The organism is Paracoccus sp. Ld10 (genome assembly GCF_045064235.1).
GTDB lineage: Bacteria > Pseudomonadota > Alphaproteobacteria > Rhodobacterales > Rhodobacteraceae > Paracoccus.
Genome location: NZ_JBISHD010000024.1, coordinates 1 through 25491 on the forward strand (window position 1 = coordinate 1; position 25491 = coordinate 25491).

Genomic DNA, 25491 nt, shown 5'->3' on the forward strand with positions numbered 1-25491 from the left:
ATATCTCTTCAGATATCCATCAATGTCAAAAAGCAAGAGAACCAAAATCACGATCACGACGTCAACTCGACGCCACAACCGTCACCAAATCCCCAGAATGTCTCCCGATCCAACCGCGCCTCTCAGCACCGCCTTCCCGGCCCCTCCAGCGTTCCCGCCTTCGGTGAAGCGGTGTTTAGGCCGAGCAATCCAAACCCGCAAGCGAAAAAACGACGCTATCGCAAATATTGTTGCAAGCTACTGGTTTTACTTGAATTTAATGCTCACAATTTGGGCTTTGTGACTAGGCGAGCGGAGAATCAGAAACCCGCGTGACGCATGACATGCCTGCTGCCCCTGCCCTTTCGCACGACATACAGCGTCGTCACTTGAACAATGACCTGCTTGGACCTAGATTCAGGGCGTGGCGGGCTTCTGCTCTTCTCGCGAACGGCCAAATTTCCACTGGCCTATAAGTTTTCCGAGGGCGCTGGCTCTGTTGTGACCTTGGTCACATTACCCGGTACCCACCTGTTCAATCAGGCTTTCGGGAAATCTGATGCCGTTGCGGTCGCTGCGGTTCCCGCCACACCATCCCACTCATGACGCCAGACACGCTGCAGACCATCCATGGCGCTGTCTGGTGTTATTCGCGTCGTCTCACGCCCTCAGCGGTGTGGAAACGCAAAAGGGCGGCCCGAGGGCCGCCCTTTCGTGATCCGATCATCCTGTGGGATGGATCAGAAGCCGTAGACCACTGCCAGACCGACGGTGTTGTCGGTGCGGATCGCACGGTCTTCCTGGTATTCGGTGGTGTAGCTCAGGCGGGTCGCCAGCTGCTCGGACACACGGAAGTTCACGCCAAATTCGTTCGTCAGAACGTCCGCGGATTCATCCGAACCAAGGTAGTCGGTATCGTTCGTGATGAAGACGTTCTCGTTGAAGCGGTGGTACAGACGCGACGACGCGATGTAACCGACATCGGTATCCGACGAATCGGCAACAGTGTTGCCCAGTGCGTCAAAGCCGGCTTCCTGTGCACCCGTCTTGGTGTAACGAACGCCGACGCCAGCCTGAACGCGCCAAGTGGTGTCCTGGGTATTCAGGATACGGTAACCAGGACCAAAGCCCAGGAACGCGTCAGTGCGCAGGTCGCCGAACTCGTCCGTAAAGTCGGTGTCGCCGGTGTAGTTCGCAACACCGTCAACAAGGCCATCCTGGCTGATACGACCCAGTGCGAATGCATAGAACTGATCGTTGAAGTAATACTGCGCGTCATAGATCGCGTTGATTTCTTCTTGATCTTTGTTGCCGTTGTCGTCCTCACCGAACTCAACCGACAGACCAACGCTCTGCGCAAAGACGCCTTGGTTGTAGTTCACGCGACCACCGATCGCCAGATCCTGGTTCTCGGTGTTACCGGTACGGCCGGTGTAGCTCAGCGACATGGTGCCGAACAGACCCTGACGACGGTCAGCCGGACCAAAGCGGTCGGAATCGTTGTCGCGGTCGAACCGGTCGGTCACGTCGTCTTCGATATCCGTGATACGGTCATCGATTGCCGAGATGCCCGTCGCGTCGGCGCCGGTCGAAATTTCGGATTGCGCGAATGCCGGAACCGACAGGGCGGCCAGGATTGCGGCGGTGCTGGTCAGCAGCGTAACTTTTTTCATTTTGTCGTCCTCACGAGCTGAGTAGGATTGTCCCGGCCCCACGTCGGGCACCAGAGCATCTCTGCTGCGAGAACAATTAGCGCGCCCCCATTCTGGTTCACAGGCCACGACGTTTCTTCTGCGGGTCGCGCAATCGTGAGGGTTCGTAGACCTTGACACAAAATGGCGAAACTTTGCCGAAATCGACGTGTAATGTTTGGTGATGCAACCAATCAGCGATTCGGGCAATGCGCTTGCAACATGGCATTTTTATGGCATCACGTCGCTGCATTGATGAGGTGCACCTTGGCGTGCATAATGAAACATCGACGTGATCGCCTAATTTAAAGGCAGGGCGCTAAACATGTCGAACTGGCGTAATTGTTGCACAGATGCCACGATACAGCGATCAGAACACCACGACATTCCTCCCATTCGCGGGCTCTCAGCTCCGGGCCTCGCAACGAAAACGGCCCGGATCGTCGATCCGGGCCGTGAAACTGTGCTGTCAGCCCGCCTAGTCGAGGGAATCGGGTTTGAAGTCGCGGGCCATATGATCCAGCACGGCGTTTACGAACCGCGCCTCACGACCGTCGGGGAAAAAGGCCTGGGTCAAGCGGACGTATTCGGTGATGACCACCTTGGCCGGTGCACGCTCTGCCACCAGTTCTGCGCCAGCGGCACGAAACACGGCGCGCAGGACCGGGTCGATCCTGTCGATGGGCCATTTGGCCACCAACCCCCGATCCGTCGCCTGGTCGATTCTGGATTGCCACATGACGACGTCATCAACGATCCGGGTGAACAACGCCTCGTCCGCCTGATCGGTCGGGCCGTCGCGGTCATCAAAATCGATCCGAAAGCTCTGGAACTCGCGCGTGACGCGGTCGGCGGACTGGCCTGCAGCCTCCATCTGGAACAGGGCCTGAACCGCGTACATCCGTGCCGCACTGCTCAGCGCGCGCCTGTTGGGGCGCTTGTCCTGGTGGTGGTCGGTCATGCCTTGCCCTGCCCTTCAAATTCGCCCGCCAGGCGGATCACGTCATGCGCCGCCTTTTGGGGTGTCGCCGCCCAACGACGGGCCAGCGCCACCAGATGCAGCGCGGCTGCAGCAGCCCCACCGCCCTTGTTCTGGCCTGCAGGGTCCGCGCGGACCTGCGCCTGTTCCAACGTCTCGACCGTCAGGATGCCATTGCCGGCGCAAACGCCCTGCAACCCCAACAGCGTCAGCGCGCGAGAGCTGTCGTTGCAGACGGTGTCGTAATGCGTCGTCTCTCCACGGATGACGCAACCCAGGGCCACAAAACCGTCATACTGCCCGCTGCGGGCGGCAAGGCCGACCGCCGTCGGAATCTCCAGCGCGCCGGGCACCTCGATCACGTCAAGGCTTGCGCCTGCGGCATCCGCCGTGGCCCGAACCCCCGACAGCAACCCGTCGGTGATATCCTTGTAATAGGGTGCAACGACCGCCAGCAGGCGCACCGGAGCATCCAGACGCGGCAGCGCCAGTTCGTGATGTTGCGTGTTCGAGGCCATGTACCTAGTCCTTGGGGATAGGCCGGGTGGAATGGATGGAAAGCCCGTAGGCGTCAAGCCCAACCACCTTCACCGGCGCCGAATTGGTCAGCAGGATCAGGTCCGACAGACCCAGTGCCGACAGGATCTGCGCCCCCAGCCCATATTGGCGCAACGTGTGCGGCCCGACATCGCCCGGATCGGCAATGGCATGCGACAGGTCACGGATCAGCACGACGACGCCGCGCCCTTCATCCGCGATGGCTTGCATCGCGGCAGGCAGGCTGCCCGCGCTTTCGCGCCCGACACCCAACACGTCGTGCAACGGGTCCAGCGCATGCATGCGCACCATGACCGGCTCCGCAGTCGTCAGATCGCCCTTGGTCAGCACGATATGCTCGGTGCCCTGCGTCTCGTCGGCAAAGACCCGCATCGTCCAGTCGCCACCATGGACGGAATGGACCGCCCTCTGGGATCGTTCGGCGATCAGGTTGTCGTGGCGGCGGCGATAGCGGATCAGGTCGCTGATCGTGCCGATCTTCAGGCCGTGACGCTGCGCGAAATCGACCAGATCCGGCAGGCGGGCCATGCTGCCGTCATCGTTCATGATCTCGCAGATAACGCCCGACGCGTTCAGCCCTGCCAGCCGCGAAATATCGACCGCGGCCTCGGTATGGCCCGCACGCACCAGCACGCCGCCGTCGCGCGCGCGCAGCGGAAAGATGTGGCCCGGCGTCGCGATATCGGGCGCGCCCTTGGTCGGGTCGATCGCCACGCTGATCGTGCGCGCCCGGTCGGCCGCGCTGATGCCGGTGGTGACGCCTTCGCGCGCCTCGATGGACATCGTGAACGCGGTCTCGTGACGGCTGGAATTCTTAGGGCTCATCAGCGTCAGGCCAAGGGTCTCGATCCGGTCGGCGGTCAGGGTCAGACAGATCAGACCGCGCCCGTGGGTCGCCATGAAGTTGATCGCGTCTGGCGTGGCCATCTGCGCGGGAATGCACAGGTCGCCCTCGTTCTCGCGGTCCTCGTGGTCGACCAGAATGAACATGCGGCCGTTGCGGGCCTCGTTGATGATGTCCTCGATCGGAGAGATGGTGCCGGAGAGGTCGCGTTCGACGGGGCCGGGTTCTTCGAATTGCATCTGTTCGTCCTTCACGCAGGCGTCACGCGCCGATCGGTTGTCCGGCTTCGGCCAGCCGCGCGACATAGCGGGCCAGCGTGTCGATTTCCAGGTTCACGGCATCGCCCACCGCCGCATCGCCCCAGGTTGTCACCTGCTGCGTATGCGGGATCAGGTTGATGCCAAAGCTGTTGCCCGCGACCTCATTGACGGTCAGAGAGGTACCGTTCAACGTGACCGACCCCTTTTGCGCGATGAACCGCGCCAGATCGGCGGGCGCCTCGAAGGTCAGGCGCAGGCTGTCGCCCTCGGTCATGGCGGCGGTGATGCGGGCCACACCGTCGACATGGCCGCTGACAATATGCCCGCCCAGCTCGTCACCCACACGCAGCGCGCGTTCCAGGTTCAGGCGCTGGCCGACCGACCAGCCCGCGCCGCCGATGCTGGTCTTGGACAGCGTCTCGGCCGAGATGTCGACATCGAACCAGTCCTGCCCTTTGGCCACGACCGTCAGACAGACCCCGTCGCAGGCGATGGACGCGCCCAGATCGACGCCCGCCATGTCATAGGCGCAGCCGATGCGCGCGCGCATGTCGCCGCGCATCTCGACCGCGCGGACGATACCGATATCCGTGATGATGCCCGTGAACATCGCAGCCCTTCCCTGATGATCCCCGTCCGAACTAGGCCATCGGCCCTGTCCGTTCAAGCACCAAGCCCCCACCCCTGCCCCGGGTCGCTAAAGCCTGACGCATAAAAGGATGGATCGGCGCTGCGTGACATGGCATGTCTGAACCATGGCCCCGGGCATCGCGGCCGCCCCTTTTGATCAAATCCCCACATGTTGCACACCGGCGCCACCACCCTGCCCCAGACCTCGCACGCCCCATCGCGCGGTGCACCCGTCCGCGATGGCGCGGTGTTTCTGATGCTGCAGGGACCGCACGGACCGTTTTTCGACCGCCTTGGACGGCTGTTGCGGGCGGCCGGTGCGGCGGTCTGGCGCTGCGGCTTCAATGCGGGTGACGAATTCTTCTGGTCTGACGCCAAAAGCTTTATCCGTCATCAGGGCAGCGCGGACGATTGGCCTGACCACCTGGCCGCCATCCTGGACGACAAAGGCGTGACCGACATTGTTCTGTACGGCGATGTCCGCCCCATCCACGCCACCGCCCGTCGCCTGGCAGCAGAGCGGGGCTTGCGTGTCCACGTCTTCGAAGAGGGTTACCTGCGGCCCTACTGGGTCAGCTATGAACGGCAGGGGTCGAACGGCAATTCGGTGTTGATGCGCATTCCGTTGGCCCAGATGCGCGCCGCGCTGCGCGAGCAGATCAACGAGGTTCGTCGCCCGCCTGCGCATTGGGGCGACATGCGTCACCACAAATTCTACGGCGCCTTTTATCATTTTCTGATCCTGATCGCGAACAATCGGTATCGCGCCTATTCCGGGCACCGCGCGATCAGCGTGGCACAGGAGTTCCGGCTGAACCTGCGCCGGCTGGTGCTGGCCCCGGCCTACAATCTGGGCCGCGCACTGCAATGGCGTCGCCTGCGGCTGTCGGGTTGGCCCTACAACCTTGTCCTGATGCAACTGGAACACGATTCCAATTTCCTGGGTCATTCGCCTTTCACCCGGAACGCCCAGTTCGTCCGCACCGTGATCGAGGGGTTCGCCCGTGCCGCCCCCCGCCACCATCACCTGATCTTCAAGGCCCATCCGCTGGAGGACGGGCGTGCGGGCAATCGCGCCGCCATCCACGCCGCGGCGGTGGAACATGGCGTGTCGGACCGCGTCCACTATGTGCGCGGTGGAAAATTGGCGGAAATCCTGTCTCATGCCCGCGCCGTGGTCACGGTGAACTCCACCGCCGGCCAGCAGGCCCTGTGGCGCGGCATTCCGGTCAAGACCCTCGGCCGCGCCGTTTATGAAAAGCCGGGACTGGTGTCGGAACAGACGCTGGATGAATTCCTGGCCGATCCGGATGCCCCCGATCCACAGGCATATCGGGTGTTCCGCGACTATCTGTTGCAGACCAGCCAGATTCCCGGCGGCTTTTATGCAAGCCGCTCGCGCGCCCATGCCCTGCGTTTGGTGGCCGACATGCTGCTGTCTCCGGACGATCCCTATCAGGCGCTGGCAACCGGCCGTATCCTGCCAAGACAACAGCTTACGGACCGACATGGCTGAAAGGCAACGCTTCGTCGTCATTGCTGAAGATGTTATAGCCTGTCTTTGCAGACAGGGTTACAGTGCGTGCAAACCGGCATACAACGCCAGAGCCAGATATTAGGAGTATTAGAGGTGACAGTTTTATCCCGGTCGTCGACCACCCTGCGGCTGTTGATGATCGCATCGGTCAGCCTGCTGGCGGCCTGCGCGCTGCCCCGTTCCGGTCCCAACAAGAACGAGATTTTTGACGGTGCCGTCGAACGCGGCGGCAACACGCAGGTCATCTATGTCAACGACCACGTCACCCGCGCTTCGGCCTTTGCGCCGGCCTATGGCTTTTCGAACAGCTTCCGAAGCGCCGGACAGGTCGGCGCCGACGAAATCCGCGCCGGCGACACGCTTGGCCTGTCGATCTGGGAAAACGTCGATGACGGCCTGCTGACCTCGCTTGGCGCCAGCTCGACCACGCTGACCGAGATTCAGGTCGACAGCGACGGGTTCATCTTTGTGCCATATGCGGGTCGGGTCCGGGCGGCGGGCAATACCCCCGATCAGCTGCGCTTGGTCATCACCGAGGCGCTCAGCGCGCAGACCCCTGATCCGCAGGTCACCGTCCAGCGCGTTGCCGGCAACGGGGCGACCGTGTCGGTTGTGGGTCGCGTCGGCGCTCAGGGCGTCTATCCGATCGAACGGCCGACCCGGTCGCTGTCCGCGATGCTGGCACGTGCCGGCGGCGTTGCCATCGAGCCTGAGGTTGCGGTCGTGACCGTCAAGCGCGGCAACGACAGCGGCCGCGTCTGGCTGACCGACCTGTACAGCAGCCCGACCAACGACATCGCCCTGCGCCCGGGCGACCTGATCGTGGTCGAAGAGGATCAGCGGACCTTCACCGCGCTTGGCGCCCTGGGTGGCCAGACGCGCGTTCCGTTGGGCAACGAGGTCATCAACGCCGCCGAAGCGATCGCCATGGTGGGCGGCCTCAGCAGCGCGCTGGCCGATCCGACCGGTGTCTTCGTCCTGCGCGACGAGCCTGAATCGGTGGCCTCCCGCGTCCTGGGCAAGCCGGTCACCGGCACGCAGCGCTTTGCATATGTGCTGGACCTGACGCGCCCGAACGGCCTGTTCCTGGCCCGCGATTTCGTCATCCGCGACGGCGACACGGTCTATGTCACCGAAGCACCGTACGTGCAGTGGCAAAAGACCCTGTCGGCCGTCACAGGCAGCGCCGCGACAGCGGACAGTCTGTCCAGCATCGGCGACTGATCTGCTGCCAAAGCGACAGATCGACCTTTCAGCCGCCGGGGAAACCCGGCGGCTTTGCGTTTTCAACCTGGGCTTTCTGACCCGCCCGCGAATCGCGCGCATCCTGACCCTTGCGGGATACCGCCCGGTCGTGTCCCTTCCCCGTCCGGGTGACGCGGTGGGCATCTGGGGCAACAGCCCCACCGCCTGGCGTGGCCGGTCCCTGGCCCGGCGCCATGACTGCCCGTTGATCACGGTCGAGGATCCGTTCCTGCGTTCGGTGCTGCCCGGGCGGGCCCGGGGTGCACTGGCGGCACGCGGTCCGATCGGGCTGATGATCGACCCACACGGCCTGCATTTCGACCCCGATCAACCATCCCGCCTGGAACATCTGATCGGCCAACCGCTGGCACCGACAACACGCGACCGCGCGGTGCGTTTGTTGACGCGGCTGCGTGCGGCGGATCTGTCAAAATACAACATGCACGACCCCGACGCCCCCCTGCCACCGCCCGGCTATGTCCTGGTCATCGACCAGACGCGGGGCGACGCATCTTTGCGTGGGGCAGGCAGAGAGGTGTTCATAACCATGCTGCAGGCCGCACGCGATGAATATCCCGGCAGCCGGATCATGATCCGCAGCCATCCGGAGACCGCTGCGGGCCTGCGTCCCGGCCATTTGACCGAAGCGGATCTTTGCCCGGGTGACACCCTGTGCGACGGCCCCGTCTCCCCATGGCGGCTGGTCGATGGTGCGGACGCGGTCTATGCTGTCAGCTCTCAGCTGGGATACGAGGCGCTGCTGGCTGGCCACCGTCCGCGCCTCTTCGGGCAACCATTCTATGCCGGCTGGGGCCTCAGCGACGACGAAACGCCACCCCCCCGTCGCGGACGCGCCACGCGCGAGGCGTTGTTTGCCGCCAGCCATCTGACAGGCCCGGTGTGGTACGACCCCTGCCGCGATCGACTGACCGACTTCGAAGGTGCCCTGGATCAGCTGGAGGCTGAGACGCGTGCGTTTCGTCAGGACCGGAACGGCCACATCGCCTATGGCATGCGCCTGTGGAAACGACGCTTTGTGGCGCGTGAGTTCGGCGACGCCCGCCCGTTGCGCTTTGCCCGCGAGCCGGGGTCGCAGGTCACCTTGGCCTGGGCCGGATCGGCGGCGCAGGTTCCACAGGCGATCCGGGTCGAGGACGGCTTTCTGCGGTCGAACGGCCTTGGCGCCGCGTTGACCCCGCCACTGTCGGTGGTGGCCGACGATCTGGGGATCTATTTCGACCCGACCGCCCCCTCCCGACTCGAAGCGCTGATTTCACGCGGTCCACCGCCATGCGGGCGGGATCGTGCGCAACGGCTGATCACCGCGCTGATCAGCACACGGCTGACAAAGTACAACCTGGGCGGGGCCACGGACCTGCCACCGCGTGACAGTCGCCGCCGCATCCTGGTGCCCGGACAGGTCGAGGATGACGCGTCGATCCTGAAGGGCGCAGGTGCGGAACGCACCAATCTGGCACTGTTGGAACGGGTACGCAGGGATAATCCGGATGCCTGCCTTATCTACAAACCGCACCCGGACGTGGAGGCGGGCCTGCGGCCCGGTGCGATCGATGCCGCGACATTGGACGCACTGGCCGATCACGTCGCCCACGATGCGGACACTGTCGCGCTGATTGATATGGTGGACGAAGTCTGGACCATCACCTCTACCCTGGGATTCGAGGCACTGCTGCGCGGCAGGCAGGTCACGGTTCTCGGCGCGCCCTTTTACGCGGGCTGGAGCCTGACACGCGACCTTGGGCCCCTGCCCGCCCGCCGTCAGGCGCGACCCGATCTGGCGGCGCTGGTCCATGCGTGCCTGATCGCCTATCCGCGTTATCGCGATCCGGTAACAGGCCTGCCCTGCCCGGTCGAGCTGGCGTTGGAACGCCTTGCCGCGGGACAGGCGCATCCGCCCCCCGCGCTGCGGCTGCTGGCCAAGGCCCAAGGCGCGCTGGCCGGCCACGCGTGGATCTGGCGTCGCTAGGTGCGCGTCCAGCGATGGAACAGGTCGCCGCCAATGGCCCGCGTCTCGGCCAGACGGAACCGGGGCGCATCGGCCAGACGGGTCCAGCCGGTGGCCCCCAGAAACGGCCGCGCCTCGGCCCCAAGCGCCAGACCGGCGGTATACCCGACCAGCTGATCGACCAACCCCGCCGCCAGCAGACTGGCCGCCAGCCGCCCGCCCCCTTCGCAGAAAACCCGCGTGATGCCGCGAGCTCCCAGATCCGCCAGCATCTGTCCGGGCGCCCCATCGACCCGCCACAGCGGTCCATGATCGGCGTCCTGCGGGGGCAACGCGGGCAGCATCTGCCCCGAAACGATAATGCGGACCGGCTGCTGCGGTGTGCGGATGCCCCGCACGTTCAACTGTGGGAGGTCGGTTCGCGCGGTCGCGCCTCCGACCATGATCGCATCATGCTGGGCGCGCAGCGCATGGACATGCGCCCGTGCGGCGGGACCGGTGATCCAGCGGCTTTCCCCACTGGCCATCGCGATCCGACCGTCCAGGCTGCTGGCCAGCTTGAGCGTCACAAAGGGGCGGCCCGCGGTGATGCGCAGCAGGAACCCCGCCTGCAGGTCGGCAGCGTGATCCGCCAGCACACCTTCGGTCACGGGAATGCCCGCATCGCGCAGCATCTGATGTCCACGACCTGCCACCCGAGGGTCGGGGTCGGTCAACGCGGTGACCACGCGCGCCACACCCGCACCCACCATCCCTTCGGCGCAGGGGGGCGTGCGGCCGTGATGGGCACAGGGTTCCAGTGTCACATAGGCGGTCGCGCCTGCCGCCAGCGGGCCCGCATGGTCCAGCGCCATGCGTTCGGCATGCGGCCTGCCACCGGGTTGGGTCCAGCCACGCCCGACCACGCGCCCGTCACGCAGCAGAATGCACCCCACCGCGGGGTTCGGCCAGACATTGCCCAGACCGCGCCGCGCCAGGCGCAGGGCATGGGCCATGTGCCGGGCGTCGTCTGTCGGATCGGGTATCAATCGTTGGCGGCGCCGGGGCGCAGCTCGGACACGAACTTGTCGAAATCATCAGCGTCCTGAAAGTTCTTGTAGACGCTGGCGAACCGAACATAGCCGACATTGTCGATGCGCGACAAAGCCTCCATCACGATCTCTCCGATCGCCTTTGAGGGTATGTCGGTCTCTCCTGTGCTTTCCAGCCGGCGCACGATGCCGCTGATCATCTGTTCGATGCGTTCCGGCTCGACAGGGCGTTTCTGCATGGCGATGCGGATCGAACGCGCCATCTTGTCGCGATCGAAATCCTCGCGCTTGCCGTTGGTCTTGACCACGACAAGATCGCGCAGCTGCACGCGTTCGTACGTGGTAAAACGCCCACTGCAGGACGGGCAAAAGCGGCGGCGGCGGATGGCCACATTATCCTCCGCGGGTCGCGAGTCCTTGACCTGCGTATCGGCGTTTCCGCAAAACGGGCAGCGCATTCCGTTGTCCCTGTACTGAGGCAATCCGCCGTAACCATAGGCAGCTTGGCATAGATTGGGTAGCGTTATCCACGGGCCACAAGATAGGGGCCCCGGAACCTGTGGCGCGAATGACGCGTTGCCGCCTGCAATTCTGACCAAGTTCAAACCATCGAGGCACCCATGACCCAGACCCTGTTCATCACCGGCGCATCGTCTGGCATCGGCGCTGCGACCGCGCGCGCAGCCGTCGCCGCAGGCTGGAACGTCGCCCTGTTCGCCCGTTCGGCGGACAAGTTGTCCACCTTGGCCGACGAGCTTGGAGACAAGACGATGGTCGTCAGCGGCGATGCGACCGACATCGACGCGTTGACTGCGGCAGCGGCGCAGGTTGCCGATCGTTTCGGTGGCATAGACGCGGCCTTTGCCAACGCCGGACGCGGTCTGTCAAAGCCCGGAACCGAGGCTGGCGATCTGGACGACATCCGCACCATGATCGACCTGAACGTGATGGGCGTGGTGCTGACCGCCCGCGCGCTGCTGCCCCACCTGCGCAAGACACGCGGCACGCTGGTCCTGACAGGGTCCGCGGCCGGACGTCAGCACATCAAGGGCTCGATCTATGGCGCGACCAAATGGTTCGTTCATGGCTATGCTGGTAATCTTGCCGAAGAGATGCGTGAGTGGGGCGGGCGGTGCTGCGTGGTCGCGCCGGGGATGGTCGACACCGCGTTTTTCGACAACGGCGCACCGGACAAGCTGCAACCTGACGATGTCGCCGCCGCTGTGCTGCATATGATTGCCGCGCCCGAACGGGCCGCGATACGCGAGATTTTCCTGATGCCTCAGGCTTGAGGCACGAACATCGCCACGACCTGACGTCGATGCGGCGCGTGGCGATGTTCGACCAAGTACACGCCTTGCCACCGACCCAGCATCATCCGACCCCGATCGACCGGGATCTGCAGGGTCGTCGGCAACACGGCGGCCTTGAGATGCGCGGGCATATCGTCCGGTCCCTCATAGCGATGCGTGATCCAGCCCATCGACGGATGGTCGGCAGGTGGTGCCAGACGATCCAGCCACGCCAGCAGATCCGCCTGCACTTCGGGATCGGCGTTTTCCTGTATCAACAGCGATGCCGACGTGTGTTGCACGATCAGCGTCAGCACACCCTGCGCAGCATCGATGGTGGTCAGCCAATCGGCCAGATCGGTGGTGATCTCGTGGCAGGCGGGGCCGTGGGTGGCAACGGTCAGGACATGCATCATTCGGCGGCCTCCGGGCCCAGCAGGGCGTCGTCGCGGTCGTGGTCAAGGTCGATCTGCTTGCTGGCGCGGGCGCCTAGGGATCGCAGCATCTCGACCTGGCGGATGACATTGCCGGACCCGCGCGTCAGACGGTCCATTGCCTGCCCATGGGCACGGTTGGCCTGATCCAGCGCGCGGCCGACGCCATCCATCGCCTCGACGAAACCCGCGACCTTGTCGTACAACTGTCCCGCCCGGCGCGCGATCTCCAGCGCGTTGCTTTCGCGGCGCTCGACCGCCCAGATGTGATCGACAGTGCGCAGGGTCAGCATCAGCGTCGTGGGCGTCGTCAGCCCCACGCGCCGTTCCATCGCGAATGCCGCCAGTGTCGGATCGGCCCGCAGCGCATCCGAGAACGCCCCCTCGATCGGGATGAACATCAGGACGTAATCGACTGAATTGTCGTCCATCCGCTGATACCCCTTGCCCGACAGCGTGGCGATATGGGTGCGGATCGCGGCGACATGCCGCCGCAGCGCCGCAGCCGCCGCAACCGGGTCGTCCAGCGTCACCGAGGCCTCGTAATCGTTCAGCGACACCTTGCTGTCGATCACCATCACCTTGCCCTGCGGCATCTTGACGACCACATCGGGGCGCCACAGCTTGCCGTCGTCATCGCGCCAGCTGGATTGCAGGTCATAATGCGTGCCCGCCATCAGGCCCGAATCCTCCAGGATCCGTTCCAGCACCATCTCGCCCCAGGCACCCTGCTGCTGTTTGTCGCCCTTCAACGCGCGGGTCAGGTTCACAGCCTCGCGGCTGATCTGTTCGCTGCGGTTGTGCAGTGACAGGATCTGTTCGCGCAGGCGGGCCGATTCCTCATCCAGAACCTTGTTGCGGGTCTGCAACTCGGTCTGGAACCGGCCCACTTGGTCGCGGAATGGGGTCAACAGGGCTGCCAGCTGGTCGTTCTGCAACCGTTGCAGGTCATCCTGCTGCACGCGCAGCGTCTCTGCCGACAATAGCCTGAACTGCTGGGTCATCTCGGCGCGCAACTCTCGCAGGGTGGCGACCTCGCGGGCACTGGCCTCGGCGTCCTTCTGGGCGCTCAGGCGCGTTTCGGCCAGTTTGGTTTCCGTCTGGGCCGCGTGATGGCGGGCCTGATGCAACGCGTCGGTCAGGCCGTCACGCTCTTCGATCAGGTCGGCAGTACGGGCTTCCCCTGCCTCGGCGCGGGTCCGGACACGGGTCAGATCAAGAGCAGCGTCGTGCAGCCGATCTTCGGCCTGCGTTGCACGAATGCGCATTTCCGTCAGCGTCTGCCGTCCGCGCCACCATGCATACACGGCAAGCGCGACGACCAGCACAGGTCCGATCACCGTGACGTCCGTCAGCCAGACACCGGCACCATCAAACTGCATCCTGTTGTCACCCCATCATTTTCAGGGCCAGTGTTCACAGTTTGTGCCAGCAGCGCAAGGCGTCGTCAGATATCGATACCCATCATGAAAGCCACCACGCCGCCGGCATAGTCGCTGCGATGGACGGTCGAACTGTCAGACCGTGCGAACCAGTCCATCAGCGATGCCCGGTCCCGGTCGGAAAAACGCATCCGCCAGTCCTGAAACCGTCTGTGATCCAATGCGCCCTGATCCAGTATCTCGAACTCCAGATGCCGTTCGTCATTCAGCAAGGAGGACAGCACCAGCCGCAGGCTGTCCGCGGGTCCCTCCAACCACTGAAAGAACAGTCCGTCCTCATGGTGCAGGCAGCCGGTCAGTCCAAGCAACTGGTTGCGCTGGCGCGCCGTGCGCAGGATGTCCTGCATCGCCGCGCCGTCCAGACCGGGACGCGCAGAGCTGCGATACAGGACGAAACCCAAACCTTGCAGATCGTCCAGATTACTGGTCAAGGAACGACCGAAGCTTTCTGCTGCGCGACGGATGCTTCAGCTTGCGCAGCGCCTTGGCCTCGATCTGACGGATGCGTTCGCGGGTCACGCTGAACTGCTGCCCGACCTCTTCCAACGTATGGTCCGTGTTCATGCCGATGCCGAAACGCATGCGCAGCACACGCTCCTCTCGCGGCGTCAGGCTGGCCAACACGCGGGTCGTGGTTTCCTTGAGGTTCTCCTGAATCGCACTGTCCAGCGGCAGGACGGCATTCTTGTCCTCGATGAAATCGCCAAGCTGGCTGTCCTCCTCGTCCCCGATCGGGGTCTCAAGGCTGATCGGCTCCTTGGCGATCTTCATCACCTTCCGAACCTTCTCCAGCGGCATCTGCAGCTTTTCGGCCAGCTCCTCCGGGGTCGGCTCGCGGCCGATCTCGTGCAGCATCTGGCGGCCGGTGCGGACCAGCTTGTTGATCGTCTCGATCATGTGGACCGGGATGCGAATCGTACGCGCCTGATCCGCGATGGACCGGGTGATCGCCTGACGAATCCACCAGGTCGCATAGGTCGAGAACTTGTAGCCGCGGCGATACTCGAACTTGTCGACGGCCTTCATCAGGCCGATATTGCCTTCCTGGATCAGGTCCAGGAACTGCAGGCCGCGGTTCGTGTATTTCTTGGCAATGCTGATGACCAGGCGCAGGTTGGCCTCGACCATCTCCTTTTTGGCCTGCCGGGCCTCTTTTTCGCCGCGCTGGACCTGGCTGACGATGCGGCGGAATTCCTCGATGTCGACGCCGACATACTGGCCGACCTCGGCCATGTCGCCGCGCAGACGCTCGACTTGGTCGCGCGACCGGTCGAACAGCGCCTGCCAACCGCGCCCGGCCTGTGCGGACATACGGTCCACCCAGTTCGGGTCCAGTTCCGAGCCGCGATAGGCGTCGATGAACTCGCGGCGGTTGATGCGGGCCGCATCGGCCAGCTTGACCATGCCGCTGTCGATGGTGACGATCCGACGGTTGATGCCGTAGAGCTGGTCGACCAGCGCCTCGATCCGGCCGCTGTTCAGGTGCAGCGAATTCACCAGAACAACGATTTCCGAGCGCAGGGTCTGATAGTCTGTTTCTGCGCTTGCGGAAAAGCTGTTGTCCTCGTTCAGGGTCGCGGACATGCGCTGGTCCTGCATGTCGGCCAGCCCCTCGTAGTGATGGGCAATGGCCTCCAGCGTCTCAAGGACCTTGGGCTTGAGGCTTGCCTCCATCGCGGCAAGCGACAGGTTGGCACCCTCGTCCTCGTCCTCATCGTCCTCGACGCGCAGGGGGTTGCCGTCCGCATCGAACTCTTCGCGCTTGGTGGCGGTGGTGCTGGCCTCGCCCTCGGGAGTCAGCTCGACCTCTTCGGCCTCCTCGTCGTCCATCGACTGGCCAAAAGTGGTTTCCAGGTCGATGACGTCGCGCAGCAGGATCTCTTCGTCCAGCAGTTCGTCGCGCCACAGCGTGATGGCCTTGAAGGTCAGCGGGCTTTCGCACAGGCCCGCGATCATCGTGTTGCGACCGGCCTCGATCCGCTTGGCGATGGCAATCTCGCCTTCGCGCGACAGCAGTTCGACCGATCCCATTTCGCGCAGGTACATGCGGACCGGATCGTCGGTGCGGTCAAGTTTCTCGGTTTCGGTGGTCGAGACCGCCAGATCGCGCGACCCTGCTCCGGTCGTGACGATGGCCCCGCCCTCGGATTCCTCGGCGGCGTCGTCGTCCTCGATGACGTTGATGCCCATCTCGGACAACATCGACATCACATCCTCGATCTGCTCGCTGCTGACCTGTTCGGGCGGCAGGACCGCATTCAACTGGTCATAGGTGATGTAGCCACGCTCGCGTGCCTCGGCGATCATTTTCTTGACCGCCGCCTGGCTCATGTCCAGCGTATGGGCATTGTCGTCCTTGTCGGTCTTGTCGTGGTCATCATCCTTGGCGGCCATCCAGGGCTCCTTCTCGGCAAGATCATGGGCGGGTGATTCGCACATGCGGGCGAATCGTCGCAAAGTTGCATCGTTTCTAGCGTGGTTCCCGACCGAATCAAAGACCGGCCAAACTGATGATTCGCAACCCGCAAGGGATGCGATTCGCGACCGTCACCGGGGCGGCTTGCGCCAGATCTGACCCGACAGCCAGTCTGCCAGCTGCGCCGACATGGCATCGCGGTCCTCGTTCATGTCGCCCGATGTTTCCATCTCGGGGTTTTCGGCACGGTGGCGGGCGCGGGTGATCTGGCTGATGCGCCATGTCAGACCCTCGTCGGCCTCTCCCTGCATCTCGGATTCCGCGCGGGGCAGTTCATGCGTCGTGGCGCGCGCGACCTCGATGCGGTCCAGAAGGTCCAGAAGCATCGTCACGGCGCCGTCGTCGTCCTTTCGTTCGATGATTGCAGGCGTCAGGCCCAGATGGGCGTCGCGGCGCAGGGTTTCAAGGCCGCGCCGACCGGCCGGACTGTCGGTTCGCGTCAGCAGGTCGTGCAACAGGGCCGCACGATCCGGGTCGCGCGGCAGCACGCGTTCCAGCCGCGCCTCGACCTGCGCCACGACCGACGGCCGCAGCGCGCAGATCAATAGGGCCGCGCCCTCCAGCGTGCCCTCTCCCTGTTCCGGGACGTTGAGCCCGATCGGCAGTGACGGCGCCCGTGGGGCCATCGAGGCCCCTTGGCGCCGGGCCGGGCCGCGCCCGGCCGCGCCCCCCCGTGGGGTGGTCTTGCGCGCGCCACCCCCGAACACATCCCACTGCTTACGGCGAATATCGGCGGAATACAGCGCGCGGGTGCGTTCGTCGGGGATGCGCGCCACGGCCTCGGCCAGGCGGCGATCAAGAGCGGCCTTGCGCTCGGGGCTGTCAAAGACCTGGCCCTGAGTTTCCCGTGCCCACAACAGGTCCAGCATAGGCCGTGCCTGATCCAGCAATGCGCCCATCGCGCCGGGGCCGGATGCCTTGATCAGATCGTCCGGGTCCTGCCCTGCCGGCAGGATGACAAAGCGCAACGCCTGCCCCGGCCCGGTCAGCGGCAACGCCAGATCGATCAGCCGCTGTGCCGCGCGCTGGCCTGCCGCGTCACCGTCCAGCGCGATGACCGGTTCCGGAGAGACGCGCCACATCAGGCGCAGCTGCTCCTCGGTGATGGCGGTGCCCAGGGGGGCTACCGCACCCTCGAACCCCGCGCGGGCCAGCGCGATCACGTCCATGTAGCCCTCGGCCACGACCAGCCGCTGCCCCTTGGCCACTGCACTGCGCGCGGGGCCGAGATTGTAAAGGTTGCGCCCCTTGTCGAACAGCGGGGTTTCCGGGCTGTTGAGGTATTTCGCACGCGCGTTCGGGTCCATCGCCCGCCCGCCAAAGCCGATGCAGCGGCCCTGCCCGTCGCGGATCGGAAAGATGATGCGCCCCCTGAACCGGTCATAGGCCGCGCCGCCGCCCTCGGGGCGGGCGGACATGCCGGCCTCGACGATCTGATCCTGGGCAAAGCCCTTTTCGCGCAGGGCGGCGGTCAGAGCAGTGCGGTGGTCGGGGGCAAAACCGATCTCGAACCGGTCCAACGCGGGGGCGTCCAGACCGCGGCGGTCCAGATAATCGCGGGCATCCGCCGCGGCACCCGTCTGCAGTTGCAGCCGGAACCAGCGGCAGGCAGCCTCGGTCACGTCCAAAAGCTTGGTCCGCTTGTCGGTCTTTTCGCGGGCGCGGGGGTCGGGTTCGGGCATGGTCAGTCCGGCCTCGGCGGCCAGCAGCTTGACGGCCTCGATGAACTCCATCCCGTCATGGTCGCGCAGGAACCCGATGGCGTCACCCTTGGCCTGACAGCCAAAGCAGTAATAGTAACCCTTTTGATCGTCGCAGTGGAAACTGGCGGATTTTTCCTGGTGGAACGGGCATGGCGCCCACCAGTCGCCGCGCGCCTGGTTCGACTTGCGCAGATCCCACACGACCTTCTTGCCGATCACCCGGCTGATCGGGACGCGGTTGCGAATCTCGTCAAGGAAACCGGGGGGCAAGGACATGGGTGCGATTATCCGGCATGGCGCGGTGGGCAGCAAGCGGGTTCAGGCCCCCACGGCACCGCGGGCAAGCCCCCAATAGATCTGGGCAATGCGGGTGCGGTCCAGGCGCCCCCCGTCGCGGTACCAGTTCGTCACCCCTGTCAGCATCGCGATCAGCGCAAGCGTGGTCAGCTTGGGGTCCTCGATCCGCATGACGCGGGCGGTGATCCCGTCGCGCAGGATCTGTTCCAGCGCGGCCTCGTACCGACCCCGCAGCGCCGCGATGCGCGCGAAATTGTCGGGCGTCAGGTTGCGCAGCTCCATGTAGGACAGGAAGACCGCATCGCCGTGATCCAGGCTGAAGCCGATGTGGAACCGCACGAACCGCTCCAGCCGCGCCAGCGGATCGGCATCGGGGTCGTCGGACCATGCACCCAGCAGATCGTGCATGTGGCTTTCCAACAGGTCGGCCAACAGCGCCTGTTTGTCGGGCGTATAGGCATACAGCGCCCCGGCCTGCACCCCCACGGCCGCCGCGATCTGGCGCATCGACACGGCGGCATAGCCCTGTCGCGCGAACAGACGGCGGGCCTTGTCGCGGATCAGGGGGCCGGTGACGTCGGCGCGGGAACCAGTGGTGCGGGCCATGGCCGTATCTAGCGCGCCGCCAGGGCCGAGGGAAGGCGTTGCCGGGCGGCAATGACCCGCGTATCGTCGCCGGCATGAAACATGCCCTGATCCTTGCGCTGACGCTGGCCGCCTGCACCGCCGACGGGGACTATCCCAGTCTGCTGCCGACGGAACAGGCCTTGGCCGAACCCACCCTGCCCGCCCACGCGACCGCGGCCCGTACCGACCCCGCACCGCTGGAGGATGCCACCGCCGCGCGAGCCGCCGCCCTGCAGGCGCGGGCAGATGCGCTGCGCGGGCCGGTCGTCGAACCGGGCCTGCAAAGCCGGGCGGGCGGGTGATTGCCAGAACTGTGCGCCACTGGTAACAAGTTTTGACCAGTTTGCGAAAGGCCATGCCATGCCCGTCATCACCTGCATCGACGACCTCAAGCGGATGCACCGCGCCCGCACGCCCAAGATGTTTTATGATTACGCGGAATCGGGCAGCTATACCGAACAGACCTTTCGCGACAACACGACCGATTTCGCGCGGCTGAGGCTGCGCCAGAAGGTCGCCGTGGACATGTCCGATCGCCGCCTGTCGCGCCAGATGGCAGGGCAGGACGTGACCATGCCGGTGGCGCTGGCCCCGGTCGGCATGACCGGCATGCAGCACGCCGACGGAGAGATCCACGCCGCCCGCGCGGCCGAAAAATTCGGCGTGCCGTTCTGTCTGTCCACCATGTCGATCTGTTCGATCGAGGACGTGGCCGCGCACACGACCGCACCGTTCATGTTCCAGCTGTACGTGATGAAGGACCAGGATTTCGTGGCCGCGATCATCGACCGCGCCAAGGCCGCGAATTGCAGCGCATTGGTGCTGACGCTGGACCTGCAGATCCTGGGCCAGCGGCACAAGGACCTGAAGAACGGCCTGTCCGCGCCGCCCAAGATGACCCTGCCCACCATGATGGATCTGGCCACCCGCTGGCGGTGGGGCATGGGCATGATGCGCACGAAACGCCGGTTCTTTGGCAACATCGTGGGCCACGCCAAGGGCGTGGGCGACACCTCCAGCCTGATGAGCTGGACGGCGGAACAGTTCGACGAACGCCTTGACTGGGACAAGATAGCGGCGATCCGTGACATGTGGGGTGGCAAGCTGATCCTGAAGGGCATCCTGGACCCGGACGACGCCCGCATGGCCGCCGATTTCGGGGCCGATGCCATCATCGTCAGCAACCATGGCGGACGCCAACTGGACGGTGCGCTGTCGTCGATCCGCATGCTGCCCCATATCGTCAGGGCGGTGGGCACCTCGGTCGAGGTGCACATGGACAGCGGCATCCGGTCGGGTCAGGACGTGCTCAAGGCGCTGGCGCTTGGCGCGCATGGCACCTGGATCGGACGCGCGTGGCTGCACGGGCTGGGTGCGATGGGTGAGGCCGGGGTGACCCGCGCGCTGGAGATCATCCGCAAGGAACTGGACACCAGCATGGCGCTGTGCGGGGAACGCGACCTGGACAATATCGGACCCGAGCACCTGCTGATCCCGCGCGATTTCCTGGAGGAATACCAGATCGGCCAGCCCGCCTAGAACAGGCGCGACATCCAGCGGTGGCGCCGGCCCGCAAGGCTGATGCCCCAGACCAGCACAAAGGGTAGCACGATCCCCAGGATCGCGGTGATGCCGGGATAGTCGATCCCGACCTGTGGCAGACCCTGCAGCACGATCACGTGCAGCACATAGATCCCAGCAGCGGCCCGCCCCAGGGGCAGCGCAGTGACGGGTACACGCAGCCGCATGACCAGCAGCAGCAGCGCCGGGCACAGGATCAGGTGGCCGACCGGGATCTCCAGCAGCGGATCTTCTCCGATGCGGCGCAGCCAATACAGACTTTCGCCGATGGTAAGGGCTAACCCCACCGCCGCCGCCGCCCACAGCAGGCGCGTCGACACGCGTGGCGGATGCGCGGCCATCAGCCAGCCCATCGCCAGATAGGGATACAGGTAGAACGGTCCGTTGCGGTACTGTTCGACCGGCACCTCGGAAAGGCCGGCCATCCGCGCATATTGCAGCGCGATGCCCACCAGGCCCAGCATCACCGCCGACGCCACAACCGCCCCCGATCCCAGCAGGCGCACCGCCCCCAGGATCACGCCCGAGATCGCCAACCCCTCCAGAAACCACAGATGCATGAAGCCAAGCGTCAGTTCGGTCGCGGTCAGACCAACGGGTCTGTTCGCGTAATAGGGCCACAGGAACAGCAGATAGACGGCCGACCACACCGCATACAGCACCAGCAGATGCCCCACCCATTTCGACAACCGGCCACGGCGCAGCGCGGATGCCAGAAAATAGCCCGCGATCAGCGTGAACACCGGCACCGCAACGCGCAGCACGCTGTTGCCCGTGGCCAGCGCCACCAGGCCCGCATCGCCCCAGCCGCGAAACGTCTCGCGGGCCAGGCCGGAATGTGCGACAACCACAAAGGCGGCCAGAACCACCCGCAGATAGTCCACCGCCATCAGCCGCGCCTGCGTCTTGTCCACCGCCGCCTCCAGGTCCCGCATGCGCCTTGTGCCCATGCCCTGTCGGGCCATAGGGCCCGGGGGGCGGACAAGTCAATTCGCCAGCGCATCAGCGGTGCGCTGCGTGGCATTTCGGACTTCACAAACGAGCGTTGTTGCGCTAAGGGCACCGCTTGGCGCCACGCACCCTTGGAGGGTGGCGTCTTCAATCATGGTTAAGGATTAAGAAAATGGCCAAAGAGATTCCGAATCTGGTGGCCGAGGCACGCGCGGGGTCAGGCAAGGGGGCCGCCCGCCAGACCCGCCGCGATGGCAAGGTGCCCGGTATCGTGTATGGCGACGGCAAAGAGCCCGTCTCGATCGCGTTCGACTTCAACAAGCTGCTGACGCAACTGCGCGCAGGCCGCTTCATGTCCACGCTGTGGAACCTGCAGGTCGAAGGCCAGGACGATGTCCGCGTCATCTGCCGCGGTGTCCAGCGCGACGTGGTCAAGGATCTGCCGATCCACATCGACTTCATGCGCCTGCGTCGCACGTCGAAGGTGAACCTGTTCATCCCCGTCGAGTTCGTCAACGAGGACAAGTGCCCGGGCCTCAAGCGTGGCGGCACCCTGGTCACCGTGCGTCCCGAGGTCGAGCTGGTCGTGACCGCGGGTGACATCCCCGATCACCTGACCGTGGATCTGGAGGGCCGCGAGATCGGCGACACCATCCACATCAGCGACGTCAAGCTGCCGAACGGTGCCAAGGCGACGATCGACCGCGACTTTGTCATCGCGAACCTGGCCGCTCCGTCGGCCCTGCGCGCCGAGGATGACGCCGCGGACGGCGATGCCGCCGAGGCACCCGCCGAGGCCTGATCCCGCGCGGATCAGTCGCATGACCTTGGGGGCGGTGCCGATGGCGCCGCCCCTTTTCATTCCGCCACCGCCTTGCTAGCCCAACCGTCAAGGAGACACGCATGGAACCCGTTCACATCATCGGTGCCGGCCTTGCCGGTTCGGAAGCTGCCTGGCAGATCACCCGCATGGGCGTACCCGTCGTGCTGCACGAAATGCGCCCGCAGGTCGGGACATTCGCCCACAAGACCGGCGATTGCGCGGAAATGGTCTGTTCCAACAGCTTTCGTTCCGACGACGACGTGATGAACGCGGTGGGACAGCTGCATTGGGAAATGCGCGCTGCCGGTGGGCTGATCATGGAGATGGCGGGCCTGCACCGCCTGCCTGCGGGTGGCGCACTGGCCGTCGACCGCGATGCGTTTTCCGCCGCGGTCACCGCCCGGTTGCAGGCGGAACCGCTGATCACCATCCTGCCCGGAGAGATCACCGAACTGCCTGACCACGGCAACTGGATCGTGGCCACGGGGCCGTTGACGTCGGACGCGCTGGCGGGGGCGATCCGCGGCGTGACGGGAACCGATGCGCTGGCGTTTTTCGACGCCATCGCACCGATCGTGCATGCCGACACGATCGACATGTCGATCGCCTGGGAACAGTCCCGTTATGACAAGGGCGAGACGCTGGCCGAGCAAAAGGCCTATATCAACTGTCCGATGACCAAGCCCGAATACGAGGCCTTCATCGACGCCCTGATGGACGCCGAAAAGGCCGAGTTCCACGAGGGAGAGACGGCGGGCTATTTCGACGGCTGCCTGCCGATCGAGGTCATGGCCGAACGCGGGCGCGAAACCCTGCGCCATGGCCCGATGAAGCCGGTCGGCCTGACCAACGCCCACAAGCCCGAGGAAAAGGCCTATGCCGTGGTCCAGCTGCGCCGCGACAACGCTTTGGGAACGCTGTACAATATCGTGGGCTTTCAGACCAAGATGAAATACGGCGCGCAGACGCAGGTGTTCCGGATGATCCCCGGCCTGCAGAATGCGGGCTTTGCGCGGCTTGGCGGTATCCATCGCAACAGCTTTCTGAATTCGCCCACGTTGCTGGATGACCGGATGCGTCTGCGCCTGGCGCCGAACCTGCGCTTTGCGGGCCAGGTCACCGGGGTCGAGGGCTATGTCGAAAGCGCCGCGATGGGGCTGCTGGCGGGCCGGATGGCCGCGGCACAAGCCATGGGGCGCGACCTGGGGCCACCGCCCTTCACCACCGCGATGGGGGCGCTGGTCAACCACATCACCGGCGGCGCCGAGGCCAAGACGTTCCAGCCGATGAACGTGAATTTCGGCCTGTTCCCACCCCTGCCCGACACCCGGTCGGGCCGTCGCGGACGCAAGGACCGCTATCCCGCCTATACGCAGCGCGCCAAGGACGACTTCAACGCATGGCTGGCGGCGCAGTAACGCGGTTCGCGCCATCCCCCACGGGGCTGCTGCATCTGGGGCATGCGTTCTCGGCCCTGACGGCGGCGGCGTATGGCGACTTTCATCTGCGGATCGAGGATATCGACCGCGACCGATGCCGTGCGGAATACGAGGCCACGATTTTTGACGATCTGGCGTGGCTGGGCCTGTCATGGCCGCAGCCGGTCATGCGGCAATCTGACCGGATGCCGGCCTATCGGGACGCGCTGGCGCGGTTGGGGCCGCTGACCTATCCCTGCCGCTGCCGCCGGGGCGACATTCGCGCAGCCCTGTCCGCCCCGCAGGAGGGCGCCCTGCCCGCCGGGCCTGACGGGCTGATCTATCCCGGCACCTGCCGCGACCGCGATCTGCGCGATGCCGGTCCCGACGACGTGATCCGGCTGGACGCGGGCCGCGCCTTTGACGCGCTTGGGCTGGATGCGGTGCGTTTCACCGACCAAGGCCGCGACCATATTTTAACCCGGCAGCAGTTTCTGGACAGCATCGGCGATGTCATCCTGTCGCGCCGGGGGATGGGCACGTCCTATCATCTAGGGGTCGTCGTCGATGATGCGGCGCAGGGGATCACGCTGGTGACGCGGGGGATGGATCTGTTCGCATCGACCCACATCCATGTGCTGCTGCAACGGCTGCTGGACCTGCCGACCCCGGCCTATCTGCACCACCGCCTGATCCGCGACACTGCGGGGCAGCGGCTGGCGAAACGCGACGACGCCCGTGCCATCCGCCAGTACCGCATCGACGGCGCAACGCCCGACGACATCCGGAGCATGGTGGGGCTTTAGACCATCGGTTCGGTCAGCACGACTTCGGCCCCGTCATGGATGCCGGTATAAAAACAACTGCGCCGGTTGGTATGACAGGCGGGCCCGGTCTGGTCGACCAGCACCAGCAGGCAATCGCGGTCGCAATCGACCCGCATCTCGACGAGCCGCTGCACGTGGCCCGAGCTTTCGCCCTTGATCCAGAACGACGACCGCGACCGCGACCAATAGGTGACGCGCCCGGTCTGCAGCGTCCGGGCGACGGCATCGACGTTCATCCACGCCATCATCAGCACCTCGCCCGATGCGGCATCCTGCGCAATGGCAGGAATCAGGCCAGCCGCGTCATATTTCAGCGTCTGCGGGTCGAACATCGGGTTTCCTTTCGGCATGGCCGTTCCTATCTACTCTTCGATCCGCGCTGATGAAACCCCAAGGGATGATGCATGGCCGAAACCGATCTGATGCAGCTCTATTCGCGACGCATCCTGGCGCTGACAACCGCTATTCCCCATCAGGGCACGCTGGACGGTGCGCAGGCCAGCGTGCAACGCCGGTCGCCGCAATGTGGATCGTCGGTCACGGTCCACCTGTCGCTGGCCGATGGCCGCATCAGCGATTTCGCGCAAGAGGTGCGCGCCTGTGCCTTGGGACAGGCCTCGGCGTCGGTGCTGGGACAGGCGGTGATCGGCATGGACCGGGCGGGCATCGTTCACGCGCGCGATCAGTTGCGCGCGATGCTGACCCAGGACGCCCCGGCACCCGACGCGCCATTTGCCGATCTTGATGCACTGACGCCTGCGCGCGCCTATCCCAACCGTCATCCGTCCATCCTGCTGGTATGGGACGCCACGCTGGAGGCGCTGGACAAGGCATCCGCATGAAAAGGGCCGGCCCCCTGCGGGGCCGGCTAGGTGCGCGAGCTTTGGGAACGGACGGCGC

At 65.0% G+C, this 25491-nt stretch carries 26 protein-coding genes; 11 read left to right on the top strand and 15 right to left on the bottom strand.

Going from position 1 to position 25491, the window contains the following annotated elements; translation table 11 throughout:
• On the top strand, window positions 1–315 hold a 315-nt coding region (locus ACJJVR_RS07760), incomplete at its 5' end, for a hypothetical protein (protein ID WP_405403569.1).
• A gap of 404 nt (window positions 316–719) precedes the next feature.
• On the opposite strand, the gene ACJJVR_RS07765 is transcribed toward ACJJVR_RS07760, so the two are convergent.
• The 5 genes from ACJJVR_RS07765 to ACJJVR_RS07785 all read right to left on the bottom strand — a co-directional run bounded on the left by ACJJVR_RS07765 (window position 720) and on the right by ACJJVR_RS07785 (window position 4921).
• Window positions 720–1703, bottom strand: a complete 984-nt coding sequence (locus ACJJVR_RS07765; protein ID WP_405403570.1) for a YdiY family protein — start codon at window positions 1701–1703, stop codon at window positions 720–722.
• Window positions 1704–2148: 445 nt separating this feature from the next.
• A complete protein-coding gene (nusB, locus tag ACJJVR_RS07770; protein ID WP_405403571.1) occupies window positions 2149–2631 on the bottom strand; it encodes a transcription antitermination factor NusB in 483 nt (160 codons plus the stop codon).
• Window positions 2628–3167 carry a 6,7-dimethyl-8-ribityllumazine synthase gene (locus ACJJVR_RS07775; protein ID WP_405403572.1) on the bottom strand — a complete coding sequence of 180 codons (540 nt, stop codon included), beginning with the start codon at window positions 3165–3167 and terminating at the stop codon, window positions 2628–2630. Before ACJJVR_RS07775 ends, nusB begins: the two co-directional genes overlap by 4 nt.
• Window positions 3168–3171: 4 nt before the next feature.
• Window positions 3172–4290 carry a 3,4-dihydroxy-2-butanone-4-phosphate synthase gene (gene ribB, locus ACJJVR_RS07780; RefSeq protein ID WP_405403573.1) on the bottom strand — a complete coding sequence of 373 codons (1119 nt, stop codon included), beginning with the start codon at window positions 4288–4290 and terminating at the stop codon, window positions 3172–3174.
• A 22-nt stretch (window positions 4291–4312) separates the two neighbouring features.
• Window positions 4313–4921 (bottom strand): riboflavin synthase, encoded by a 609-nt coding sequence (locus tag ACJJVR_RS07785; protein WP_405403574.1) that lies wholly within the window; start codon window positions 4919–4921, stop codon window positions 4313–4315.
• Between the two features lie 189 nt (window positions 4922–5110).
• Here ACJJVR_RS07785 and ACJJVR_RS07790 point away from each other — a divergent pair, with 189 nt between their 5' ends.
• From ACJJVR_RS07790 to ACJJVR_RS07800, 3 genes are all read left to right on the top strand, one after another.
• Window positions 5111–6457, top strand: coding sequence for a capsule biosynthesis protein (locus ACJJVR_RS07790; RefSeq protein WP_405403575.1), 1347 nt, complete (start codon window positions 5111–5113; stop codon window positions 6455–6457).
• 156 nt (window positions 6458–6613) lie between these two features.
• Window positions 6614–7702: a polysaccharide biosynthesis/export family protein gene (locus tag ACJJVR_RS07795; RefSeq protein WP_405403627.1), complete on the top strand. Its 1089-nt coding sequence runs from the start codon at window positions 6614–6616 to the stop codon at window positions 7700–7702.
• A 130-nt stretch (window positions 7703–7832) separates the two neighbouring features.
• Complete coding sequence (locus ACJJVR_RS07800) at window positions 7833–9710, top strand: capsular polysaccharide biosynthesis protein (protein WP_405403577.1); 1878 nt, start codon at window positions 7833–7835, stop codon at window positions 9708–9710.
• Here ACJJVR_RS07800 and ribD read toward each other — a convergent pair.
• Both ribD and nrdR read right to left on the bottom strand, forming a co-directional pair.
• A complete protein-coding gene (gene ribD, locus ACJJVR_RS07805) occupies window positions 9707–10714 on the bottom strand; it encodes a bifunctional diaminohydroxyphosphoribosylaminopyrimidine deaminase/5-amino-6-(5-phosphoribosylamino)uracil reductase RibD (protein WP_405403628.1) in 1008 nt (335 codons plus the stop codon). The genes ACJJVR_RS07800 and ribD overlap by 4 nt on opposite strands.
• Window positions 10714–11178 carry a transcriptional regulator NrdR gene (nrdR, locus tag ACJJVR_RS07810; protein ID WP_405403579.1) on the bottom strand — a complete coding sequence of 155 codons (465 nt, stop codon included), beginning with the start codon at window positions 11176–11178 and terminating at the stop codon, window positions 10714–10716. Before nrdR ends, ribD begins: the two co-directional genes overlap by 1 nt.
• Before the next feature lie 162 nt (window positions 11179–11340).
• Between nrdR and ACJJVR_RS07815 the strand changes: the two genes are divergently transcribed.
• Window positions 11341–12012, top strand: coding sequence for an SDR family oxidoreductase (locus ACJJVR_RS07815; RefSeq protein WP_405403581.1), 672 nt, complete (start codon window positions 11341–11343; stop codon window positions 12010–12012).
• Here ACJJVR_RS07815 and ACJJVR_RS07820 read toward each other — a convergent pair.
• From ACJJVR_RS07820 to ACJJVR_RS07845, 6 genes are all read right to left on the bottom strand, one after another.
• Window positions 12003–12428: a secondary thiamine-phosphate synthase enzyme YjbQ gene (locus ACJJVR_RS07820; RefSeq protein ID WP_405403582.1), complete on the bottom strand. Its 426-nt coding sequence runs from the start codon at window positions 12426–12428 to the stop codon at window positions 12003–12005. The genes ACJJVR_RS07815 and ACJJVR_RS07820 overlap by 10 nt on opposite strands.
• The gene (rmuC, locus tag ACJJVR_RS07825) at window positions 12425–13828 is read right to left on the bottom strand and encodes a DNA recombination protein RmuC (RefSeq protein ID WP_405403584.1); all 1404 of its coding nucleotides are present in this window, start codon (window positions 13826–13828) and stop codon (window positions 12425–12427) included. Before rmuC ends, ACJJVR_RS07820 begins: the two co-directional genes overlap by 4 nt.
• 65 nt (window positions 13829–13893) lie before the next feature.
• Window positions 13894–14319, bottom strand: coding sequence for a BLUF domain-containing protein (locus tag ACJJVR_RS07830; RefSeq protein ID WP_405403585.1), 426 nt, complete (start codon window positions 14317–14319; stop codon window positions 13894–13896).
• Entirely contained in the window at window positions 14309–16282 is a 1974-nt protein-coding gene (rpoD, locus tag ACJJVR_RS07835; RefSeq protein ID WP_405403630.1) for an RNA polymerase sigma factor RpoD, read from the bottom strand. The genes ACJJVR_RS07830 and rpoD overlap by 11 nt, the downstream gene beginning before the upstream one ends.
• Before the next feature lie 153 nt (window positions 16283–16435).
• Window positions 16436–18343, bottom strand: a complete 1908-nt coding sequence (gene dnaG, locus ACJJVR_RS07840) for a DNA primase (RefSeq protein WP_405403587.1) — start codon at window positions 18341–18343, stop codon at window positions 16436–16438.
• A 42-nt stretch (window positions 18344–18385) separates the two neighbouring features.
• On the bottom strand, window positions 18386–18970 hold the full coding sequence (locus tag ACJJVR_RS07845) for a TetR/AcrR family transcriptional regulator (protein WP_405403589.1): 585 nt from the start codon (window positions 18968–18970) through the stop codon (window positions 18386–18388).
• A 74-nt stretch (window positions 18971–19044) separates the two neighbouring features.
• Between ACJJVR_RS07845 and ACJJVR_RS07850 the strand changes: the two genes are divergently transcribed.
• Together ACJJVR_RS07850 and ACJJVR_RS07855 are read left to right on the top strand one after the other, a co-directional pair.
• Entirely contained in the window at window positions 19045–19293 is a 249-nt protein-coding gene (locus tag ACJJVR_RS07850; RefSeq protein WP_405403591.1) for a hypothetical protein, read from the top strand.
• A gap of 58 nt (window positions 19294–19351) precedes the next feature.
• On the top strand, window positions 19352–20530 hold the full coding sequence (locus ACJJVR_RS07855) for an L-lactate dehydrogenase (RefSeq protein WP_405403592.1): 1179 nt from the start codon (window positions 19352–19354) through the stop codon (window positions 20528–20530).
• On the opposite strand, the gene ACJJVR_RS07860 is transcribed toward ACJJVR_RS07855, so the two are convergent.
• A complete protein-coding gene (locus tag ACJJVR_RS07860; RefSeq protein WP_405403593.1) occupies window positions 20527–21507 on the bottom strand; it encodes an acyltransferase family protein in 981 nt (326 codons plus the stop codon). The two genes, ACJJVR_RS07855 and ACJJVR_RS07860, sit on opposite strands and share 4 nt — an antisense overlap.
• Window positions 21508–21695: 188 nt before the next feature.
• Between ACJJVR_RS07860 and ACJJVR_RS07865 the strand changes: the two genes are divergently transcribed.
• The 3 genes from ACJJVR_RS07865 to gluQRS all read left to right on the top strand — a co-directional run bounded on the left by ACJJVR_RS07865 (window position 21696) and on the right by gluQRS (window position 24570).
• Complete coding sequence (locus tag ACJJVR_RS07865) at window positions 21696–22325, top strand: 50S ribosomal protein L25/general stress protein Ctc (protein ID WP_405403595.1); 630 nt, start codon at window positions 21696–21698, stop codon at window positions 22323–22325.
• Between the two features lie 101 nt (window positions 22326–22426).
• A complete protein-coding gene (trmFO, locus tag ACJJVR_RS07870; RefSeq protein ID WP_405403596.1) occupies window positions 22427–23764 on the top strand; it encodes a methylenetetrahydrofolate--tRNA-(uracil(54)-C(5))-methyltransferase (FADH(2)-oxidizing) TrmFO in 1338 nt (445 codons plus the stop codon).
• Window positions 23746–24570, top strand: coding sequence for a tRNA glutamyl-Q(34) synthetase GluQRS (gene gluQRS / locus ACJJVR_RS07875; protein WP_405403598.1), 825 nt, complete (start codon window positions 23746–23748; stop codon window positions 24568–24570). The genes trmFO and gluQRS overlap by 19 nt, the downstream gene beginning before the upstream one ends.
• Here gluQRS and hisI read toward each other — a convergent pair.
• Window positions 24567–24941, bottom strand: a complete 375-nt coding sequence (gene hisI / locus ACJJVR_RS07880) for a phosphoribosyl-AMP cyclohydrolase (RefSeq protein WP_405403599.1) — start codon at window positions 24939–24941, stop codon at window positions 24567–24569. The genes gluQRS and hisI overlap by 4 nt on opposite strands.
• Before the next feature lie 54 nt (window positions 24942–24995).
• Between hisI and ACJJVR_RS07885 the strand changes: the two genes are divergently transcribed.
• Window positions 24996–25433 (top strand): iron-sulfur cluster assembly scaffold protein, encoded by a 438-nt coding sequence (locus ACJJVR_RS07885; RefSeq protein ID WP_405403600.1) that lies wholly within the window; start codon window positions 24996–24998, stop codon window positions 25431–25433.
• Window positions 25434–25491: the final 58 nt, after the last annotated feature.

Excerpts from the sequence above, each read along its gene's own strand:
- dnaG (WP_405403587.1), bottom strand. The coding sequence starts at position 18,343 with ATGTCCTTGCCCCCCGGTTTCCTTGACGAGATTCGCAACCGCGTCCCG.
- ACJJVR_RS07785 (WP_405403574.1), bottom strand. The coding sequence starts at position 4,921 with ATGTTCACGGGCATCATCACGGATATCGGTATCGTCCGCGCGGTCGAG.
- ACJJVR_RS07790 (WP_405403575.1), top strand. The coding sequence starts at position 5,111 with ATGTTGCACACCGGCGCCACCACCCTGCCCCAGACCTCGCACGCCCCA.
- ACJJVR_RS07815 (WP_405403581.1), top strand. The coding sequence starts at position 11,341 with ATGACCCAGACCCTGTTCATCACCGGCGCATCGTCTGGCATCGGCGCT.
- ACJJVR_RS07845 (WP_405403589.1), bottom strand. The coding sequence starts at position 18,970 with ATGGCCCGCACCACTGGTTCCCGCGCCGACGTCACCGGCCCCCTGATC.
- rmuC (WP_405403584.1), bottom strand. The coding sequence starts at position 13,828 with ATGCAGTTTGATGGTGCCGGTGTCTGGCTGACGGACGTCACGGTGATC.
- ribB (WP_405403573.1), bottom strand. The coding sequence starts at position 4,290 with ATGCAATTCGAAGAACCCGGCCCCGTCGAACGCGACCTCTCCGGCACC.
- ACJJVR_RS07820 (WP_405403582.1), bottom strand. The coding sequence starts at position 12,428 with ATGATGCATGTCCTGACCGTTGCCACCCACGGCCCCGCCTGCCACGAG.
- trmFO (WP_405403596.1), top strand. The coding sequence starts at position 22,427 with ATGGAACCCGTTCACATCATCGGTGCCGGCCTTGCCGGTTCGGAAGCT.
- ACJJVR_RS07775 (WP_405403572.1), bottom strand. The coding sequence starts at position 3,167 with ATGGCCTCGAACACGCAACATCACGAACTGGCGCTGCCGCGTCTGGAT.
- ACJJVR_RS07850 (WP_405403591.1), top strand. The coding sequence starts at position 19,045 with ATGAAACATGCCCTGATCCTTGCGCTGACGCTGGCCGCCTGCACCGCC.
- rpoD (WP_405403630.1), bottom strand. The coding sequence starts at position 16,282 with ATGGCCGCCAAGGATGATGACCACGACAAGACCGACAAGGACGACAAT.
- ACJJVR_RS07865 (WP_405403595.1), top strand. The coding sequence starts at position 21,696 with ATGGCCAAAGAGATTCCGAATCTGGTGGCCGAGGCACGCGCGGGGTCA.
- ACJJVR_RS07855 (WP_405403592.1), top strand. The coding sequence starts at position 19,352 with ATGCCCGTCATCACCTGCATCGACGACCTCAAGCGGATGCACCGCGCC.
- ACJJVR_RS07885 (WP_405403600.1), top strand. The coding sequence starts at position 24,996 with ATGGCCGAAACCGATCTGATGCAGCTCTATTCGCGACGCATCCTGGCG.
- gluQRS (WP_405403598.1), top strand. The coding sequence starts at position 23,746 with ATGGCTGGCGGCGCAGTAACGCGGTTCGCGCCATCCCCCACGGGGCTG.
- ACJJVR_RS07860 (WP_405403593.1), bottom strand. The coding sequence starts at position 21,507 with ATGCGGGACCTGGAGGCGGCGGTGGACAAGACGCAGGCGCGGCTGATG.
- nusB (WP_405403571.1), bottom strand. The coding sequence starts at position 2,631 with ATGACCGACCACCACCAGGACAAGCGCCCCAACAGGCGCGCGCTGAGC.
- nrdR (WP_405403579.1), bottom strand. The coding sequence starts at position 11,178 with ATGCGCTGCCCGTTTTGCGGAAACGCCGATACGCAGGTCAAGGACTCG.
- hisI (WP_405403599.1), bottom strand. The coding sequence starts at position 24,941 with ATGCCGAAAGGAAACCCGATGTTCGACCCGCAGACGCTGAAATATGAC.
- ACJJVR_RS07795 (WP_405403627.1), top strand. The coding sequence starts at position 6,614 with ATGATCGCATCGGTCAGCCTGCTGGCGGCCTGCGCGCTGCCCCGTTCC.